A 17,624-nucleotide genomic window follows, 5' to 3' on the forward strand; every position below is an offset into this window, starting at 1 on the left:
TTTTTCACTTCTTTTTGTGAAACAACACCAGCATCCCTCCATACACCAGGCTGATAAAGCCGATCTGCACGGCAGCATTCAGAAAAACAGGAAGGGAGGACAGAGCGGGAATAAAAGCGCATAAGGCGAAATTGATTCCAAACGCGATCAAAAGAATCAGCACCGGTTTTACAACCATGGAAAAAACGTCCCAGCCAATAGGGGCGATGCGGTTAAGGCTTAAGCAGCACATAAGAGCCAGAGCCAGTTCGCTTGCCAGAAGCCCCCATAGATATCCCCGGATTCCAAAGGCGGGAATGGCAAAGAGGACAAAGAGCAGTCGAAGAATCATGGCGGCTACATTCTGGAAAAAAGTGGATGAGGTTTTTCCGAGGCCGTTCTGTATGCTTCCCAGCGTGGTTGCAAGGTACATAAAGGGGCAGAGCCAGCAGAGGGTGGTGATAAAGGCTCCGGCCTGCTGGTTGTGAAACAGGCTGGTTCCCAGCGTATTGCCAAAGCGGGTAAAAATGCCGATGCACAGGATTCCCATATAGCAGCTGCAGCGGATGGAAAGCGCCAGCATGGAAGAGATGCGCTCCTTATTTCCGCGCGACTGGGCTTCTGCCGCTGAGGGGAGCAGCAAAACTGCCATGGAATTTGTGATGGCAGAGGGAAAGAAGATAAAGGGCATGGCCATGCTAGTCAGGACGCCGTAAAGGGACAGGGCCTGGGGATCTGAAAGGCCAAATGCGGTTAAACGGTCCGGGATCCAGATGGCCTCCGCACTTCCAAGGATATTTAATACAAGACGGTTTCCCATCAGGGGCAGAGCCAGGATTAAAAGAGAGGACAGTACCTGAAAAAAGGAGTGTTCCGTCCCAAAGGAGTGTTCCGTCTCGGGGGAAGACGGATAAGGATCCTGTGACAAAGGGGGAAGATTCTGGAATCCTGGAGCAGGACGTTTTTCAGACCGGGGCGGAAATGCTCCCAGACACATAAGGGTAAAGAGAGCAGAGGCCATTTCACCAGCCAGATGGCCGTAAAAAGCCAGATCTACCGTAACAGGCCGGCCTTTTTCTGTCCAAACACAGACGATCAGCCACACAGTCACCATGCGTATTCCCTGTTCAGCCACCTGGGAAAGAGCAGGAACCCTTGTTTTCTGCATTCCATAATAGTATCCGTTAATACAGGCGTGAAGGGCGCAGAAAGGAACGGACAGAGCGATAACAGGAAGAAATGGAGCACATCGGGGCTCTAAAAGCACATACCGGGCCAGGGGAGTGCGGAAGGAAGTGATGAGCCAGGCTAAGAGGACAGAAAGGCTTAGAGATACGGACAGGGCAGCCATAAGAGCCTTTTTGCCCTGAGATTGACGGGCAGCCACATATTGGCTTAGTGCGGTCTGGAGGGAACCGGCGCAGAGTGCAAAGCAGATGCCAAAAAGCGGGTGTACCATCTGATAAAGTCCCAGACCTTCCGCCCCAATGGTCCGGGAGAGATAGATCCGGTAGAAGAATCCCAGAATCCGGCAGATCAGGCCGGTAAAGGTCAGAAGAAGGGTGCCGGTAAGAAAGGCTTTTTTGCGGGGAGTCAGCTGGAACATGGTCGGGGCCTCCGAAACCGGAAAATTATTATTACTATATGAAAAGAATAAGAATATCAGAACCGAATTATTTTATAGTATTCCTATTGAAATTGTAGGAATACTATGGTATAGTAAGGACAGAATGAAAGAAACAGAAAGGCGGAGCGTTTTAATATGGAAAAAATGATATATCTTGATAATGCGGCAACCACAAAGACCCGTCCTGAGGTAGTAGAGGCCATGCTTCCCTATTTTACAGAATTCTATGGAAATCCTTCCTCTGTATATACATTTTCAGCAAAAAGCAAAGAGGCTGTAACAAAAGCCAGAGAGATCATAGCAGACTCCCTGGGAGTAAAGAGCAATGAAATCTATTTCACAGCAGGAGGAAGCGAAGCGGATAACTGGGCCCTGGTGGCTGCGGCAGAGGCTTATGAAGCCAAGGGGAAGCACATTATCACAAGTAAAATTGAACATCATGCCATCCTTCATACCTGTGAATATCTGGAAAAAAGAGGGTATGAGGTCACTTATCTGGATGTGGATGAAAATGGCGTAGTAAAGCTGGATGAGCTGAAAAAGGCCATCCGCCCGGATACCATTCTTATTTCTATCATGTTTGCAAACAATGAGATCGGAACCATTGAGCCGATTAAGGAGATCGGAGCCATTGCAAAGGAGCACGGTATCCTGTTTCATACCGATGCGGTACAGGCATACGGCCATGTGCCCATTTCAGCGGACGAGTACAACATCGACATGCTCAGCGCCAGCGGCCACAAGATAAACGGCCCCAAGGGAATCGGCTTTCTGTATATCCGAAAGGGCGTAAAGATCCGTTCCTTTATCCACGGCGGAGCCCAGGAGCGCAGACGCAGGGCGGGAACGGAAAATGTTCCAGGCATTGTGGGCTTTGGAAAAGCGGTTCAGCTTGCCATGGATGAGATGGAAGAGCGGACCAAAAAGGAAGTTGAGATGCGGGAGTATCTTATGGAAAAGGTACTGCGGGAGGTTCCCTTTACCCGGATCAACGGTTCCCGTACCAGCCGTCTGCCGAATAATATCAATTTTGCCTTCCAGTTTATTGAGGGTGAGTCCCTTTTGATCAAGCTGGATATGGCCGGAATCTGCGGTTCCAGCGGATCGGCCTGTACCTCAGGCTCCTTAGATCCTTCCCATGTGCTTCTTGCCATTGGTCTTCCCCATGAGATTGCCCACGGCTCTCTGCGTCTGACCTTAAGTGAGGAAAATACCATGGAGGAAATGGATATAACAGCAGATAAGATTAAGGAAATCGTAGCATATTTAAGAGAGCTTTCCCCTCTGTATGAGGATTATATGAGAAAACACAGCCGTTAAAGGGCGAAAATGACGAACAAGGAGAAGAGACGATGTATACAGAAAAAGTAATGGATCATTTTGAACATCCCAGAAACGTAGGAGAGCTTGAGAATCCAAGCGGCGTAGGAACGGTGGGAAATCCCAAGTGCGGCGACATCATGCGTATTTATCTGGATATTGACGAAAACCAGATCATCCGGGATGTAAAGTTTAAAACCTTTGGCTGCGGAGCTGCCGTAGCAACCAGCAGCATGGCAACAGAGCTTGTAAAGGGAAAAACGGTGCAGGAAGCCATGCAGGTTACAAATAAAGCTGTGATGGAAGCACTTGACGGACTGCCTCCTGTTAAGGTACACTGTTCATTGTTAGCAGAGGAGGCCATTCACGCCGCCCTCTGGGATTATGCACAGAAAAACGGTATTACCATTGAGGGTCTGGAAAAGCCCAAGGATAATATCGAAGAAGAGGAAGAAGAGGAAGACTATTGAGCAAAAAAGTTGTAGTAGGCATGTCCGGAGGAGTCGATTCCTCCGTGGCAGCCTGGCTGTTAAAGGAGCAGGGTTATGATGTGATCGGAGTAACCATGCAGATATGGCAGGATGAGGATACCGAGGTCCAGGAGGCAGAGGGAGGCTGCTGCGGTTTGAGCGCAGTAGATGACGCCCGCAGAGTCGCCATGGAACTGGGTATCCCTTATTATGTTATGAATTTTAAAGAGGAATTTAAGTGCAGGGTAATGGATTATTTTGCCCAGGAGTATCTGGCGGGCCGTACCCCCAATCCATGTATCGCCTGCAACCGCTATGTGAAATGGGAGTCCCTGCTGCAGAGAAGCCTTGCGATCGGGGCAGACTGCATTGCAACAGGCCATTATGCAAGGATTGCAAAGCTGGAAAACGGCCGTTTTGCCCTTGAAACCTCTGTGACGGCGGCAAAGGATCAGACCTATGCCCTTTATAATCTGACCCAGGATCAGCTGTCAAGGACATTGATGCCGGTAGGAGATTACACAAAGGATGAGATCCGCCAGATGGCCCAGAAGCTGGGCCTTCCGGTGGCATCCAAGCCGGACAGCCAGGAAATCTGTTTTATTCCGGATCACGACCATGCCTCCTTTATTGAGAATTATACAGGCAAAGAATCAAAGCCCGGAAATTTTGTAGATCTTAAGGGAAATGTGATCGGCCGCCATAAGGGCATTACCCATTATACGGTCGGCCAGAGAAAGGGCTTAAATCTGGCTATGGGCCATCCGGTCTTTGTCACGGCCCTGCGTCCGGAGACAAACGAGGTGGTGATCGGGGACAGTCAGGATGTATTTACCAGTACCGTGCGCTGCAATAGGCTCAACTGGATGGCTGTGGACGGGCTTCACGGCAGAGAGACGAGAGTGAAGGCCAAAATCCGCTACAATCACGGCGGAGCTATGTGCACTATCCGCGAAATAGAAAATGGAGAGGTAGAATGCAGGTTCGATGAGCCTGTACGGGCTGCGGCTCCGGGACAGGCTGTGGTATTTTATGAAAATGGCTATGTAGTGGGAGGAGGAACTATCCTATGAGGCAGAGGGGCGGAGCAGAACGCGCAAAAACAGTCCGAATGTTTTTCTGGAAGAGAGGTGTTTTAGCCGCTGCAATGGCCGCGCTTATTTTATCAGGCTGTTCAGAGTATGAGTCCAGTGAAGAACTGCGGGCACAGGCCAGTACAGAGGCGCAGGCTGATGGAGAAGTACACGCTGCTGCAGAAGTTTGGACATCCAAACAGACGGAGACCGGAGCGGATATTTCCGGCCGCTCCCAGTCCAGAACACGGGCTGCAGTGCCGGAATTTGAAACGGTTTCCGATCGGGTTTATGTAAATACAGAGGGCGGCGCCATAGCTGAAAATGGCAGGCAGGTTTTATTGGATCCGAACTGGGATTATGCAGAGTTTGCAAAGATTACCTCCGGAACGGCGGTTCTCTATCAGAGCCAGACGGCAGAGAGAAAGAACCTTACCATCTGCGTCAATGCAGGTCATGGTACCAAAGGAGGCGCTTCTGTAAAGACTCAGTGTCATCCAGACGGCAGCCCCAAGGTCACAGGAGGCACTACGGGAGCGGGAGCTGTGACAGCCGCGGCGGTATCCGGCGGCATGACCTTTGACGACGGTACGCCTGAGAGCAGCGTTACCCTTTCCATGGCGCTCATTTTAAAGGATAGGCTGCTGGCAAAGGGCTATGATGTGCTGATGATCCGTGAAACAGAGGATGTCCAGCTGGATAATATCGCCAGAACACTTATCGCCAATAATGCCAGCGACTGCCACATTGCGCTTCACTGGGATTCCACCTCCAGCAATAAAGGAGCCTTTTACATGAGTGTTCCAAACAATGCCGCTTACCGGAATATGGAGCCGGTAAAATCAAACTGGCAGAAGCACAACGCGCTGGGAGAAAGCCTGGTTGCGGGGTTAAAGGAAAAGGGGGTTAAGATCTTTTCCGGCGGCTCCATGGAGATGGATCTGACCCAGACCTCCTATTCTACCGTTCCGTCTGTGGACATTGAATTGGGAGATAAGGCCTCTGACCATTCCCAGGCCGCGTTAAAACAGCTGGCGGATGGCCTGGCAGCCGGTATAGACCAGTATTTTGCCGGATAGGGAACAGATGAAAAAATATCAGAATTCTTAAGAGAAAAGATGAAATCGTAAGAAATATATTTGCGTTTTACATGGACAGCAGAGCTGTTTTGGAGTACAATAGCAGTATCATCAGTGACAATTTAAGAGGAATTTCTTTACCGAGGAGGTTACGCTATGAGAAAAATGAAACGTTTCTTTGCTGTCCTGCTATCAGCCGCGCTGCTTTGCCCTATGACCGCCTACGCAGATAATTCTGAGGATGCAAAAGCTCTTTATCACCAGGTATCCGAAACTCAGAAATCCATTACAGACATGAACGCCTTTGCTGATTTTAAGATTTCCATCGGAGGCAGTATCCTGGAGGATACAGGCGTAGATGCCATGAATCTGCGTATGGAAATGAATATGAAGATGAACCATATGACAGAGCCTCAGCAGATGCGCTACATGATGTATTCCCGTACGACTATGGACGGCATGGAAGAACCGATGATCATTTCCGCATATTATCAGGACGGCTGCTACTATCAGGATTCCATGGGACAGAAGGTAAAGATGCCTATGGATATAGGAACTATGATGGAGCAGAGCATGGCATCCGCTATGGCCTTTGAGGATGAGTTTGAGAATTATTTATCCAATTTCCGTTTATGGGATGAGGGAGAAAATAAGGTGATCGGCTTTGTGGCTGAAGCCGACCAGATGAATGAATATTTCCAGATGGTGATGAGTTCTACCGGCATGAGCGGACTGTTAGATACGGCAGGCATTACCATGGGCGATGTGATCTATGAATATGTGATTGATCCGGCAGGAAACTGCATTAAGATGCGCATGAAGATGGATATGGCAATGGAAGCAGATGGTGAAAGCATCACCATGAAGCTGGACGGCGATATCGGCATCGCAGACCCGGGCCAGCCCGTAGAGGTTCCCACAGTTCCTGATCCGGAGGCATATCAGGATTTTGAAACTCTGATCGCAGAGGCTGTACAGGCAGAGCAACAGTAAAAAGACAGGAAATTTAAAAGCAGGTTATGAAGAACCGGCGCAGACCAAAAGCGCCGGTTCTTTTTCCTGAACTAATTGCACCCTTTTGCGGAATGTGGTACAATTTTACAAGAATGTGTTGATAAGGAGAAAATGAAAATGAGTGATACGCAAAACACCGTTGCAGCTGTAAAGAAGGAGCTTCTTACCCGGCTGGGACATGACGCTGATATTTTTGTACTGATTTCCCTGTGCACAAGGGAACCGTATGTGGTATGTGATCCGGAAACCTTTGATGACGAGGTATTCTTATACTTAAATGAGGAGGAGGCAAAAACAGCAGCAGCCGGCCTCGCAGAGCAGAAGATCCCTGTTTCCGTTGCAAAGGTAAACGGTAAGGATATGCTGGTATTTTTTACCAGTCTTTATGCTATGGGCGTGAATGCCCTGATCGTGGAGATGAACGGGGAAAAGGCTTCCATGCAGGTAGGAGATATTGTAAAGCGCAAGTCTCCGGATGATATGCCCCAGGGAACCGTGTGGGTGGAAAATCCATCCCTTCATCTGACTGCCATCTATCTGGCTCAGGAGATGAGACGGCCGGCAGCTGAGGCAGAAGCAGAGGCGCGGGCAGAACGGATCAAAGAGCTCAATGAGGAGCTGACAGCCGATTTCCGCAAGGGCAGCTATATTTTTGCCATTCAGAAAGAGGAGAAGGGGATTCCTCTTGTAAAGATGAAGGACGGACAGCTGTTCCAGCCTGCTTTTACAGATATTCTGGAGTTCCAGAAATTTAACCGCGACAATAAGCTGCGCCCGGTTGTGGTGGAGGCGGAAAAGGTGCCTACCGTACTGGCGGCTGAAGCAGGCGGCATTATTTTAAATGTGCTGGGAGTAAACCTTCCTTTGACTGTAAACCGTCCGGGGGTTCAGAGACCGGAAGCACCTGCGGCTGAGGCTGTGCCTGAGCAGGCATGAAAAAAACAGTTGTAGGTCTGTTGGCCCATGTAGACGCCGGAAAGACTACCCTGTCGGAGGCTATCCTTTACGGCGCCGGAGCCATCCGCAGGCTGGGGAGAGTGGACGACAGGGATGCGTTTTTAGATACCTTTGAGCTGGAGCGGGCCAGAGGGATTACCATTTTCTCCAAACAGGCCGTTTTTTCTATGGGCGATACGGAAGTGACCCTTATGGATACGCCGGGCCATGTGGATTTTTCAGCAGAAATGGAGCGCACCCTTCAGATCCTGGACTATGCCGTTCTGGTGATCAATGGAGCGGACGGCATCCAGGGCCATACGGAAACGCTGTGGAGGCTGCTAAAGCGCTATCAGATTCCGGCCGTTTTGTTTGTCAACAAAATGGATCAGGCGGGTACGGATAAGGAGCGCCTGATGGCAGAGCTAAAGGATCGTCTGGATGAGGGCTGTGTGGATTTCGGAGGCTGGCAGGCAGATGGGGGAGAATGGAATCCCGGAACAGACGAGAGGGAGAGCTTTGCAGAGAACCTGGCGGTCTGTGATGAGGCGGTGCTGGAAACATATCTGGAGACAGGAGAGATTGGCAGGGAGGAGATTATCCGCATGACAGCCGGCCGGAAGCTTTTTCCTGTATTTTTCGGATCAGCCCTTAAGATGAAGGGGATCGAGAGCTTTTTAAGGGGGCTTTTTGAAATTGTCCGGGCTCCGAAGGGAAGCTCTTCTTTTGGTGCCAAAATCTATAAAATATCCAGAGACAGCCAGGGAAACCGTCTGACCCATTTAAAGGTTACCGGAGGAGTCCTTTGTGTGAAGGATGCGCTGATCGGGGAAGAAAAGGTCAATCAGATCCGGATTTATTCCGGATCAAAGTATGAGACGGTTCAGGAGGCGCAGACAGGTACGGTCTGCGCAGTTACCGGCCTTCTTTCCTCTGCTCCGGGACAGGGGCTGGGAGCAGAGGCCGCTTCTGAGCTTCCGGTACTGGAACCGGTGCTGACCTATCGCATTCTTCTTCCGGAAGGTACGGATGTGCATAAAAGCCTCCGGGATTTGCGCCAGCTGGAGGAGGAGGAGCCGGAGCTTCACATCCTCTGGGAAGAGGCGACCGGTGAGATCAAGGCTCAGGTTATGGGCGAAGTACAGATCGAGATTTTAAAAACGCTGATCCGTGAGCGATATGGTCTTGAGGCAGAGTTCGGCACGGGAAATATCGTGTATAAGGAAACAATCCTGGAGCCCATAGAGGGCGTGGGCCATTTTGAACCTCTGCGCCATTATGCGGAGGTGCACCTTCTTCTGGAGCCTGGGGAACCGGGAAGCGGCCTGCAGTTTGATACGGTCTGCAGCGAGGATGTGCTGGACCGGAACTGGCAGAGACTGGTGCTGACCCATCTGGAGGAAAAACGTCACAGAGGCGTTCTTACAGGGGCTGAGATTACGGATATGCGGATTACCCTTTTAACCGGACGGGCCCATATTAAGCACACAGAGGGAGGGGATTTCCGCCAGGCGACGTACCGGGCTCTGCGCCAGGGGCTGCGTGCGGGAAAATGCCGCCTGCTGGAGCCGTATTATGGGTTCCGTATGGAGATTCCTGCGGAGAATCTGGGACGGGCAATGGCAGATATAGAGCGGAAAAACGGCGTATTTGATCCTCCGGAAACCGAAGGGGATATGGCGGTTCTTACAGGAAAAGGGCCGGTGGTGAATCTGAGGGATTATCAGAGAGAGGTCACTGCCTATACAAAGGGAAGAGGACGGCTGTCCTTGTGGTACAGGGATTATGAGCCCTGCCACAATGAGGAGGAGATCATCGGCCAGGCAGGATATGATCCGGAGGCAGACCTGGAAAATCCAACCGGTTCTGTATTCTGCTCCCATGGAGCCGGTTTTGTGGTACCCTGGGATCAGGTGGAGGACTATATGCATCTGGAAAGTCCTTTAAAGAAGAAACAGGCGGAGAATGAGGCTGAAAGGAAAGTATCTGCCGCGGATGTCCGTTCCAACGGTTCGGAGCCGGGCCGTGTTTTGGGCGGTGCAGGAGGCTCCTGGACGGATGATAAGGAGCTGGAAGCTATTTTCGAGCGCACCTTCGGCCCGGTACGCCGGAAAAATCCTGGCCAGGAGGGAGCGAGAAGCCGGGTTTTTGCCAGTGAAAAGAAAAGAAAGCCGGAAGAAAAAAAAGAGGAAGAAACAGAGTACCTTCTTGTGGACGGCTATAATATTATTTTCGCCTGGGAGGAACTCAGGGAGCTGTCGAAAACGACCATTGAGGGCGCCCGCCACCGTTTGATGGATATTCTGTGCAATTATCAGGGCTATAAGAAATGTACGCTGATCCTGGTATTTGACGCTTACAAGGTTTCAGGGAATACAGGGGAAGCGCTGGACTACAACAACATCCATGTAGTATACACCAAAGAGGCGGAAACAGCGGATCAATATATTGAAAAGCTGGCTCACCGCATTGGGCGGAAGTACAGCGTGACCGTGGCTACCTCAGACGGTTTAGAGCAGCTGATCATTTACGGACAGGGCTGCCGCCTGATGTCTGCAAAAGATTTGAGAGAGGATATTGAGTGGACGGAGCAGCTGATCCGCGAGGAAAAAAAACGCCTGGGAGCACCTGGCAAACATTACCTGTTTCAGGGAGCAGATAAAGAGCTGAATGATTATCTGGAAGAGATCCGGCTGGGACGAAAGGAAACAAAAACACAGGAGTAGTGTGCGCCTCAGACGTACATATTCGGAAAAGAGAGATAAGAAATGCTGTATACATATCCCCATTATTACAGAATGTTTCAGTGTATCGGGTCAAAATGTCCCGATACCTGTTGTGCCGGATGGGCAATTATGATTGATGATAAGGCCTTAAAACGGTACCGGCAGACAGAGGGTTCCTTTGGAAACCGCCTGCATAATTCCATTGACTGGAAGGAGGGCTCCTTTCTGCGCTATGAAGGGCGCTGTGCCTTCTTAAATGAGGAAAATCTCTGCGATCTTTATATTGAACAGGGAAAGGACAGCCTGTGCCGGACCTGCAGGCAGTATCCCCGCCATACAGAGGAATTTGAGGGCTGCCGTGAGATTTCTCTGTGTCTTTCCTGTCCGGTGGCTGCAGAACTGATCCTTGGCTGTAAGGAACCGGTCCGCTTTCTGGAAAAGGAGGATGAGCGGGAGGAAACCTATGAGGACTTTGATTTTTTCCTGTATACAAAGCTCATAGATGCCAGAAGCCTTATTTTTAAACTGCTCCAGGATCGGAAGACGCCGGTTTCCCTGCGGCTTTCCATGGTGCTGGCTTTGGGCCATGACTTTCAGGGAAGGATTCGGAGAAACCGGCTTTATGAAGCCGACGCCCTGTTTGCCAGATATGAACGGGAGGATCGGATCAGGTATTTTGAAGAAAAGAAAATTCAGGGAAGCCGGTATGATTTTCTTAAAAAGCTGTTTTCCCTTTTGGGGGAAATGGAACCCTTAAACCTCAAATGGCCTTCCAGAAGGGGGAAAATCGAAGGCTCTCTTTACGGAAATGGGGAAGAGGCTTATAAAAAGGCCTGGAACGTATGTTTAAAGGCCTGTCCTGAACTTGAATTATGGACTGAGCAGCTGATGGTATACTTTGTATTTACCTACTTTTGCGGAAGCGTTTACAATGAAAATCCCTATGGAAAGCTTAAAATGGCCCTGGCCTCTGTACTGATCATTCAGGATATGGCTTTAGAGCGTTTTATGGAGCAGGGAAGCCTGGATGTAAAGGCCATGGCGGATGCAGCACACACCTATTCCAGAGAGGTGGAGCATTCAGACGAAAACCGCCTGCTCTTGGAGGAGCGCCTTACAAAGGATCCGCGGTTTGGATTGAGGGATTTTCTGGGGGCCATGCTGTAAGGGATTAAGCCTGTAAAATGCAGAAACAAACGTTCAAAGGAATGGACATTCCGCCGGGAAAGGATTATAATAAAAAGAGTGTCTGCTTCTGGCAGAAAAGGAAACTGAAATTTGGAAGGAGAATATGATCATGAGCGAATGTAATCATGACTGCGGTTCCTGCAGCGCAAACTGTGAGAGCCGTACAACAGATAAAACAAGCTTTTTAGAGGCTCTGGCTCCGGAAAGCAAGGTGAAAAAGGTCATCGGCATTGTCAGCGGAAAGGGCGGCGTGGGCAAATCCCTTGTAACCTCCATGCTGGCTGTAAGCATGAACCGCAAGGGCCATCACACAGCCATTCTGGATGCGGATATTACAGGCCCTTCGATCCCCATGGCCTTTGGCGTGGCAGACGAGAGACCGGCTGTGACTCCGGACGGACGTCTGATGATTCCGGCAAAATCCTTAGAGGGCGTGGAGATCATGTCTGCCAATCTGCTTCTTGAAAACGCCACAGATCCCGTGATCTGGAGAGGTCCTGTGATCGCAGGCGCTGTAAAGCAGTTCTGGACGGAAACCCTGTGGCAGGACGTGGACTATATGTTTGTGGATATGCCTCCGGGAACCGGCGACGTGCCTCTGACGGTTTTCCAGTCTCTTCCGGTAGACGGAATTATCATCGTTACCTCTCCTCAGGAGCTGGTAAGCATGATCGTGGCAAAGGCTGTTAATATGGCAAAGAAGATGGATATCCCCATTCTGGGAGTAGTGGAGAACATGAGCTATCTGGAATGTCCGGACTGCAAAAAACACATCCATGTATTTGGCGAAAGCCATGTGGAGCAGGCAGCACAGGAAAATGGCTTAAAGGTTCTGGCTCAGATCCCGATCGATCCGAAGATCGCTCAGATGGTTGACGGCGGACGGGTAGAGTACATCGAGATGCCATGGTTTGAAAAGGCTGCAGAAGCAGTGGAAGCTCTGTAGGACAATATGAGGTGGCAAAATCAATGAATACGAATCTTAGCCCCAACAGCGAACTTCACCAGTCCATCGTCCGTGTTCCGGATGTGGCCCAGGTTCCGGATATCTGGCTGGATCAGGCAAGACAGTTCCAGCAGGTGATGATGCACTATACCTGCGCCATCCGGGAGGTAAAAACGAAGCTGGAGGTCTTAAATGACGAGCTTTCGGTAAAGAACCAGAGAAACCCCATTGAGATGATCAAGTCTCGTGTGAAAAAGCCGTTGAGTATTGTGGAAAAGCTGCAGCGCCGGGGACTGGAGGTATCTCTGGAATCTATGGTTAAAAACCTGGATGACGTGGCGGGAGTACGGATTATCTGCTCTTTTGTGGATGATATTTACGAAGTGGCAGAGATGCTGGTGCGCCAGGATGATGTAAAGGTGATCGCGGTAAAGGATTATATCAAAAATCCAAAGCCCAACGGCTACCGCAGCTATCACATGATCGTGGAGGTTCCCGTATTTTTTACGGATTCCAAGCGTTTTATCCGCGTAGAGGTCCAGATCCGCACCATTGCTATGGATTTCTGGGCCAGTCTGGATCATGAGCTGAAATACAAAAAGTCATTTGTAGATACAGACGGGGAGATCAGCGGGGAATTAAAAGAATGCGCCGATGTGATTGCCCAGACAGATGAAAAGATGCTGGAGATCCGAAAGCGCATTGAAGCTCAGGGAGTAGAGGTGCGCCGGGATTAGGCGCGGTGTATTCCGTTTAATAAAGATAAAAGGACAGGGTTTCAGTGATATGAAACCCTGTTTTTTTATACAGGGCCATGGCGGGAAGATTCTCTCCCGATACCTGGAGACGGACAGAGGAAAATCCAAGGGCTTTCAGCCGGGGGAAAAGATGGTGCAGAAAAGTCAAAGCCCGTCCCTGTCCGCGAAACGCCTCTTCGGTAAAGAGCTGATACAGATAGATCGAGGAGCCGTGAGCGGAGAGAAGGCAGGATACATGAGGGCAAGAGGCCATTCCTTCTGTTCCCTGAAAGGAAACGGTAAGCTCGTCTGAAAAATCGGCCTCTATTTTCAGGCGGGCAGATGAAAGGTTTTGAAATGAATATTCCATCATGTATTCATCAAAGGCTTTTTCGGCTTCAATGGAGTTGAGAACCTGTAGCCAGAGTGTCTGCGTGGGACGGACGGAAAAGAAAAGGTCATCCTCTCCGGGACAGTTCCCCTTTTGGCAGGCATTTGCCAGCAGAGCGGAAAAAATCCCCTTCCTGCGGTAAGCTGGATGAACGAAAGGGATTCCTTCCCAGGAATGAAGATCCGTTTGGAACAGGAGCAGGCAGCCGGTCAGTTCGTCATTTTCATCAGCAGCCAGCCAGAGGCCGTCTGCATCTGCCGGCAAAGCGCCGGGAAGGCAGGGGGACGGAAAACAGAGATCGAAAAGAGCGGAAAGCTTTAAATGCCGCCTATGCTCCAGTGCGTCAGCGTAAAAAAATTTCATAGAATTCAGATCCTTTCCGGATATGTTTTCTTTTATTGTAATCGGCCATTGTCCGGAATGCAAGACCGGGTGGATTGTATTTCCTTTGTATTTTATGAATTCAGGCCTTGCGCCTGAAAATGGGTGGTGATAGAATAGGACGGCGTATAGGATGGTTGGGAGAGTACATATAAAACAGCAGGAGGAATCCATATGAAGTATGTAAAACAAATTGGCATTATCCTGGGGGTCACCCTGGCAGGAGAGGCCCTCAGCCACTTTCTTCCGTTTCCAGTACCGGCAGGCGTATACGGCCTTTTTTTAATGCTGACAGCCCTGATGAGCGGGATCGTGAAGCTGGAAAGCGTAGAGGGGACCGGAAATTTTCTCATGGATACCATGAGCATGATGTTTATTCCGGCTACCGTAGGGATTATTGAAAGTGCAGACCAGCTGCGGGAGGTGCTCCTGCCGTTTCTGCTTATTATTGCGACGTCAACGGTGATCGTCATGGCAGTTACGGGAACAGTGGCCCAGAGAATGGTGGAGAGCGGAAATAAGAAAGAGGAGGACTAAGAGGATGAAGGAAATACTGAAGGAATTTTTGGAACAGTCACAGTATTGGGGATTTGTATTCAGTGTCGGAGCGTATTTGTCTGCCTGCTGGCTGAAAGAAAAGACAAGGCTTGCTCTTTTAAATCCGCTTCTGGTGTCAGCGGCTGTTATCATTGTTTTTCTTTTGGGAACAGGCGTGGATTATGCGGTCTACAGTCAAAGTGCATCCGGTTTAAGCTGGCTTTTAACACCGGCCACGGTGTGCCTGGCGATCCCTCTTTATAAGCAGCTCCATCTGCTGAAAAAATACGGAGCGGCTGTATTTGCAAGCATTGGATCAGGAGTGGCAGCCAGTGTGGTGAGCATTTTTCTCATGTGCCAGCTGATGGGGCTTTCCCATGTAAATTATGTAACGCTGCTTCCAAAGTCCATTACCACGGCTATCGGAATGGGAGTCAGTGAGGAGGCGGGGGGGATCGTTACCTTGACTGTTATGAGTATTATCCTCACAGGTGTGATCGGAAATGTACTGGGAGAACTGGTATTTCGCATCACGGGGGTGCGCCACCCCATTGCCAGGGGGCTGGCTTTAGGCACCAGCGCTCATGCCATTGGTACCGCTAAGGCGCTGGAGCTGGGGGAGATTGAAGGGGCTATGAGCAGTCTCTCCATCGCTGTGGCAGGTTTGATGACCGTGATCGCAGTTCCGATTGCAGCAAATCTGATATAGGGTTGGTCTTGCAATTCTCGTCTGGTGGTGATAAAATAAACAAACATTCGCACAAAACAAATATATTTTATACAAATAGCACAAAGGAGGGGGCTGCAGCGTGTTCCAATTAGATGAATTTATGAATGGGCTGGATCGTCTGTATGAGAACGGACGTATGGATCTGGCAGAAGAATATCTTACAGAAGGCATGAAAACAGCGAGGCAGGCAGATGACAAGGGGGGCATTCTGGCTGTTTTAAATGAACTGATAGGATATTATCGTGTAAGGGGAGAGTATGAAAAATGTGTGCTTTGTGCGAAAGAGGCGATGGAGCTGGTGAGGGAACTGGGGCTTTCCGGAACGCTTCATCACGGAACTACTTGTTTGAACGCAGCCACCGGCTTTCGTGCGGCGGGAAGGTATGAGGAAGCAGAAGCAGCTTACAGGGAAGCCGAAAAGGTATATGCTTCTCTTTTAGAGGAGCCGGATTACCGTCTGGCGGGCCTTCACAATAATCTGAGCCTTCTGTATGCGGAAACCGGACGGCTTTCGGAGGCAGAGAAAAGGGGCTTAAAGGCGCTTGATATGATCCGCCGTCTTCCTGACGCTCAGGCAGAGTGTGCTACAACGCTGACCAATCTGGGAAATATCTGCTTTAAGATGCACCGCACAGCCAGAGGCGCACGGTATATGAAGGAGGCGGCAGCGCTTTTTGAAAACCTTCCCGGAAATCCGGATCCCCATTACCCTTCTGCTCTGGCTGGTCTGGCGGAAGCCTGTTTTCATCGGGGCGAACTGGATGAGGCGGAAGCGTATTACAGACAGGCTATGGAGCTCATCAACCGTCTGTACGGAAAAAATGACGGATGGCAGACGTTAAACCGCAACCGGGAACAGGTTCTTGATGTGAAAGCCCGAAGAGAGGCCTTTGAAAAGAGCGGGATCTGCGGACTGGATCTGGCAAGGAGCTTTTATGAACAGAAGGGCCGTCCTATGCTGCTGGAAAAATATCCTGCCTACGCGGACCGGATTGCCGCAGGCCTGGCGGGAGAAGGCTCAGAATGTCTGGGATTGGATGATGTATATTCTACAGATCACGATTTTGGTCCCGGCTTCTGTTTCTGGCTTACAAAAGAGGACTATGAAGCAATCGGAGAACAGCTTCAGGCAGATTATGACAGGCTGGCAGAGAGTTTTAAGGGGATTCCCGTGCGAAATACGACAAAAGAGGGAGCGGGCCGCGTGGGAGTGATCGAAATCGGTGCTTTTTACAAAAGGCTTACCGGTCTGGAACATGCTCCAGACTGCAAAACGGCTGAGGGCATGGCCGCATGGAACAGGATCCCTCCGGAGCAGTTAAGAACTGCGGTCAGCGGAGCTATTTTTGAAGATAAACTGGGAGAATTTACCAGACGCAGGAGGGAATTTGAAGCCTGTCCGGAAAAGGTACGTCTGTACCGTCTGGGACTTTGTCTGGGAAAAATGGCCCAGTCCGGACAGTATAATTATGAGCGGGGCCGCCGCAGAAGGGATATTGGGATGATGCAGGCCAGCCTTGCAGAGTTTATTCAGGCTTCTGCAGAGGCGGGATATCTTTTAAACCGCCAGTATATGCCCTTTTATAAGTGGAGATTGCGGGCTATGGAGGCGTTTATCTGTGTGCAGGAGCTTAAGGGAGCGCTGGAACAGCTGGCAGGCAGCCGTCCGGACGAGGAGGAAACAGAGGAGCGGATTGAGAATGTCTGCGGGATTATTTTAGATGAACTGAAGAAGCAGGGGCTGACAGACAGTGACGAGCTGTTTTTAGAGCGCCAGAAGGCGGAAGTTTTATCGCGGATGGAAAAACTTTCTGGGGAGAAAACACAAAAAGAGGAGAAATCTTCTGAATCTGATGCTGCTCCGTCAAAGGAAATCAGGACTCTGGCAGATGAGATTACCGCTATGGAGTGGCAGCAGTTTACACAGGTGAAAAATCAGGGCGGACGGGCTTCCTGTCAGGAAGATCCTTACACTTTTGACATTATGCGCAAAAGCCAGTTTTATACCTGGGATCTGCCGGTGTTGGAAAGTTATCAGGAAGATTTAAAAGAGGCCAAACAATCAGGCTGGAACCTTTTGACGGAAAAGTATGCCAGGATGATGGAGCATACTGCGCCGGAGGAATATGATGCATTAAAGGACCGTCTGCCTTACAGGGATCCGGCAAGAAAAGTCCTGGAGGAGCTGCTCGTCTCCCTTATGATGGACTGGACAAGGGAAACAGCAGAAAAATTCCCCTCAGTTATGTCTATGGGGCGCAGCCTTTCTGCATCAGAGGACGGGATGTTCAATACTTCAAGTGAAACGTACCTAAAAGGCGAGCTTGGTACATATTCCGACAAAACCTTAAAGCTTTATGCAGCCATGCTTTTAAAGCGGATGAAGGATGGGCGCAATCCGGTCCGGGAAACGCTGGAGCATACAGTGGCTTTTTACGGATATCCTTCCCTTGAGGAAGCGGAGCAGAAGCTTGGCAGGAGATAGGAAAA

Annotated in this window: 15 protein-coding genes; 13 read left to right on the top strand and 2 right to left on the bottom strand. The window is 50.1% G+C overall.

What is annotated here, in order from left to right; all coding sequences use genetic code 11:
• Positions 1 to 4: 4 nt before the first annotated feature.
• Positions 5 to 1,585 carry an oligosaccharide flippase family protein gene (locus BN3656_RS08965; protein WP_066546893.1) on the bottom strand — a complete coding sequence of 527 codons (1,581 nt, stop codon included), beginning with the start codon at positions 1,583 to 1,585 and terminating at the stop codon, positions 5 to 7.
• A gap of 156 nt (positions 1,586 to 1,741) precedes the next feature.
• Between BN3656_RS08965 and nifS the strand changes: the two genes are divergently transcribed.
• The 10 genes from nifS to BN3656_RS09015 all read left to right on the top strand — a co-directional run bounded on the left by nifS (position 1,742) and on the right by BN3656_RS09015 (position 13,095).
• Positions 1,742 to 2,926: a cysteine desulfurase NifS gene (gene nifS / locus BN3656_RS08970; RefSeq protein ID WP_066546896.1), complete on the top strand. Its 1,185-nt coding sequence runs from the start codon at positions 1,742 to 1,744 to the stop codon at positions 2,924 to 2,926.
• 32 nt (positions 2,927 to 2,958) lie between these two features.
• Positions 2,959 to 3,396, top strand: coding sequence for a Fe-S cluster assembly scaffold protein NifU (gene nifU, locus BN3656_RS08975; protein WP_066546899.1), 438 nt, complete (start codon positions 2,959 to 2,961; stop codon positions 3,394 to 3,396).
• Positions 3,393 to 4,469, top strand: a complete 1,077-nt coding sequence (mnmA, locus tag BN3656_RS08980) for a tRNA 2-thiouridine(34) synthase MnmA (RefSeq protein WP_081422916.1) — start codon at positions 3,393 to 3,395, stop codon at positions 4,467 to 4,469. The genes nifU and mnmA overlap by 4 nt, the downstream gene beginning before the upstream one ends.
• Positions 4,466 to 5,548 carry an N-acetylmuramoyl-L-alanine amidase gene (locus BN3656_RS08985; protein WP_066546903.1) on the top strand — a complete coding sequence of 361 codons (1,083 nt, stop codon included), beginning with the start codon at positions 4,466 to 4,468 and terminating at the stop codon, positions 5,546 to 5,548. Before mnmA ends, BN3656_RS08985 begins: the two co-directional genes overlap by 4 nt.
• A gap of 156 nt (positions 5,549 to 5,704) precedes the next feature.
• Complete coding sequence (locus tag BN3656_RS08990) at positions 5,705 to 6,541, top strand: DUF6612 family protein (protein ID WP_066546905.1); 837 nt, start codon at positions 5,705 to 5,707, stop codon at positions 6,539 to 6,541.
• A 138-nt stretch (positions 6,542 to 6,679) separates the two neighbouring features.
• Positions 6,680 to 7,498 (top strand): SseB family protein, encoded by an 819-nt coding sequence (locus BN3656_RS08995; protein WP_066546911.1) that lies wholly within the window; start codon positions 6,680 to 6,682, stop codon positions 7,496 to 7,498.
• Positions 7,495 to 10,224: a TetM/TetW/TetO/TetS family tetracycline resistance ribosomal protection protein gene (locus BN3656_RS09000; RefSeq protein WP_066546913.1), complete on the top strand. Its 2,730-nt coding sequence runs from the start codon at positions 7,495 to 7,497 to the stop codon at positions 10,222 to 10,224. The genes BN3656_RS08995 and BN3656_RS09000 overlap by 4 nt, the downstream gene beginning before the upstream one ends.
• Positions 10,225 to 10,266: 42 nt before the next feature.
• Positions 10,267 to 11,391, top strand: coding sequence for a flagellin lysine-N-methylase (gene fliB / locus BN3656_RS09005; RefSeq protein ID WP_066546916.1), 1,125 nt, complete (start codon positions 10,267 to 10,269; stop codon positions 11,389 to 11,391).
• A 130-nt stretch (positions 11,392 to 11,521) separates the two neighbouring features.
• A complete protein-coding gene (locus BN3656_RS09010; RefSeq protein WP_066546919.1) occupies positions 11,522 to 12,358 on the top strand; it encodes an Mrp/NBP35 family ATP-binding protein in 837 nt (278 codons plus the stop codon).
• Positions 12,359 to 12,381: 23 nt separating this feature from the next.
• Positions 12,382 to 13,095, top strand: a complete 714-nt coding sequence (locus BN3656_RS09015) for a GTP pyrophosphokinase family protein (protein ID WP_066546921.1) — start codon at positions 12,382 to 12,384, stop codon at positions 13,093 to 13,095.
• 16 nt (positions 13,096 to 13,111) lie between these two features.
• Here BN3656_RS09015 and BN3656_RS09020 read toward each other — a convergent pair whose 3' ends face one another.
• Positions 13,112 to 13,849: a GNAT family N-acetyltransferase gene (locus tag BN3656_RS09020; RefSeq protein ID WP_167544872.1), complete on the bottom strand. Its 738-nt coding sequence runs from the start codon at positions 13,847 to 13,849 to the stop codon at positions 13,112 to 13,114.
• A gap of 192 nt (positions 13,850 to 14,041) precedes the next feature.
• Between BN3656_RS09020 and BN3656_RS09025 the strand changes: the two genes are divergently transcribed.
• The 3 genes from BN3656_RS09025 to BN3656_RS09035 all read left to right on the top strand — a co-directional run bounded on the left by BN3656_RS09025 (position 14,042) and on the right by BN3656_RS09035 (position 17,619).
• Positions 14,042 to 14,404, top strand: a complete 363-nt coding sequence (locus tag BN3656_RS09025; protein WP_066546927.1) for a CidA/LrgA family protein — start codon at positions 14,042 to 14,044, stop codon at positions 14,402 to 14,404.
• 4 nt (positions 14,405 to 14,408) lie between these two features.
• Entirely contained in the window at positions 14,409 to 15,113 is a 705-nt protein-coding gene (locus tag BN3656_RS09030) for an LrgB family protein (protein ID WP_066546929.1), read from the top strand.
• A gap of 100 nt (positions 15,114 to 15,213) precedes the next feature.
• Complete coding sequence (locus BN3656_RS09035) at positions 15,214 to 17,619, top strand: DUF4125 family protein (RefSeq protein WP_143331343.1); 2,406 nt, start codon at positions 15,214 to 15,216, stop codon at positions 17,617 to 17,619.
• Positions 17,620 to 17,624: the final 5 nt, after the last annotated feature.

It is taken from the genome of Clostridium sp. AT4 (assembly GCF_001517625.2).
Classification (GTDB): Bacteria; Bacillota; Clostridia; order Lachnospirales; family Lachnospiraceae; genus Enterocloster.

What these genes read in the sequence shown, in the direction of transcription:
- BN3656_RS09020 (WP_167544872.1), bottom strand. Translation starts at nt 13,849, where the DNA reads ATGAAATTTTTTTACGCTGACGCACTGGAGCATAGGCGGCATTTAAAG.
- BN3656_RS08990 (WP_066546905.1), top strand. Translation starts at nt 5,705, where the DNA reads ATGAGAAAAATGAAACGTTTCTTTGCTGTCCTGCTATCAGCCGCGCTG.
- nifS (WP_066546896.1), top strand. Translation starts at nt 1,742, where the DNA reads ATGGAAAAAATGATATATCTTGATAATGCGGCAACCACAAAGACCCGT.
- BN3656_RS09025 (WP_066546927.1), top strand. Translation starts at nt 14,042, where the DNA reads ATGAAGTATGTAAAACAAATTGGCATTATCCTGGGGGTCACCCTGGCA.
- BN3656_RS09015 (WP_066546921.1), top strand. Translation starts at nt 12,382, where the DNA reads ATGAATACGAATCTTAGCCCCAACAGCGAACTTCACCAGTCCATCGTC.
- BN3656_RS09000 (WP_066546913.1), top strand. Translation starts at nt 7,495, where the DNA reads ATGAAAAAAACAGTTGTAGGTCTGTTGGCCCATGTAGACGCCGGAAAG.
- fliB (WP_066546916.1), top strand. Translation starts at nt 10,267, where the DNA reads ATGCTGTATACATATCCCCATTATTACAGAATGTTTCAGTGTATCGGG.
- BN3656_RS09010 (WP_066546919.1), top strand. Translation starts at nt 11,522, where the DNA reads ATGAGCGAATGTAATCATGACTGCGGTTCCTGCAGCGCAAACTGTGAG.
- BN3656_RS08985 (WP_066546903.1), top strand. Translation starts at nt 4,466, where the DNA reads ATGAGGCAGAGGGGCGGAGCAGAACGCGCAAAAACAGTCCGAATGTTT.
- nifU (WP_066546899.1), top strand. Translation starts at nt 2,959, where the DNA reads ATGTATACAGAAAAAGTAATGGATCATTTTGAACATCCCAGAAACGTA.
- BN3656_RS08965 (WP_066546893.1), bottom strand. Translation starts at nt 1,585, where the DNA reads ATGTTCCAGCTGACTCCCCGCAAAAAAGCCTTTCTTACCGGCACCCTT.
- BN3656_RS09030 (WP_066546929.1), top strand. Translation starts at nt 14,409, where the DNA reads ATGAAGGAAATACTGAAGGAATTTTTGGAACAGTCACAGTATTGGGGA.
- BN3656_RS08995 (WP_066546911.1), top strand. Translation starts at nt 6,680, where the DNA reads ATGAGTGATACGCAAAACACCGTTGCAGCTGTAAAGAAGGAGCTTCTT.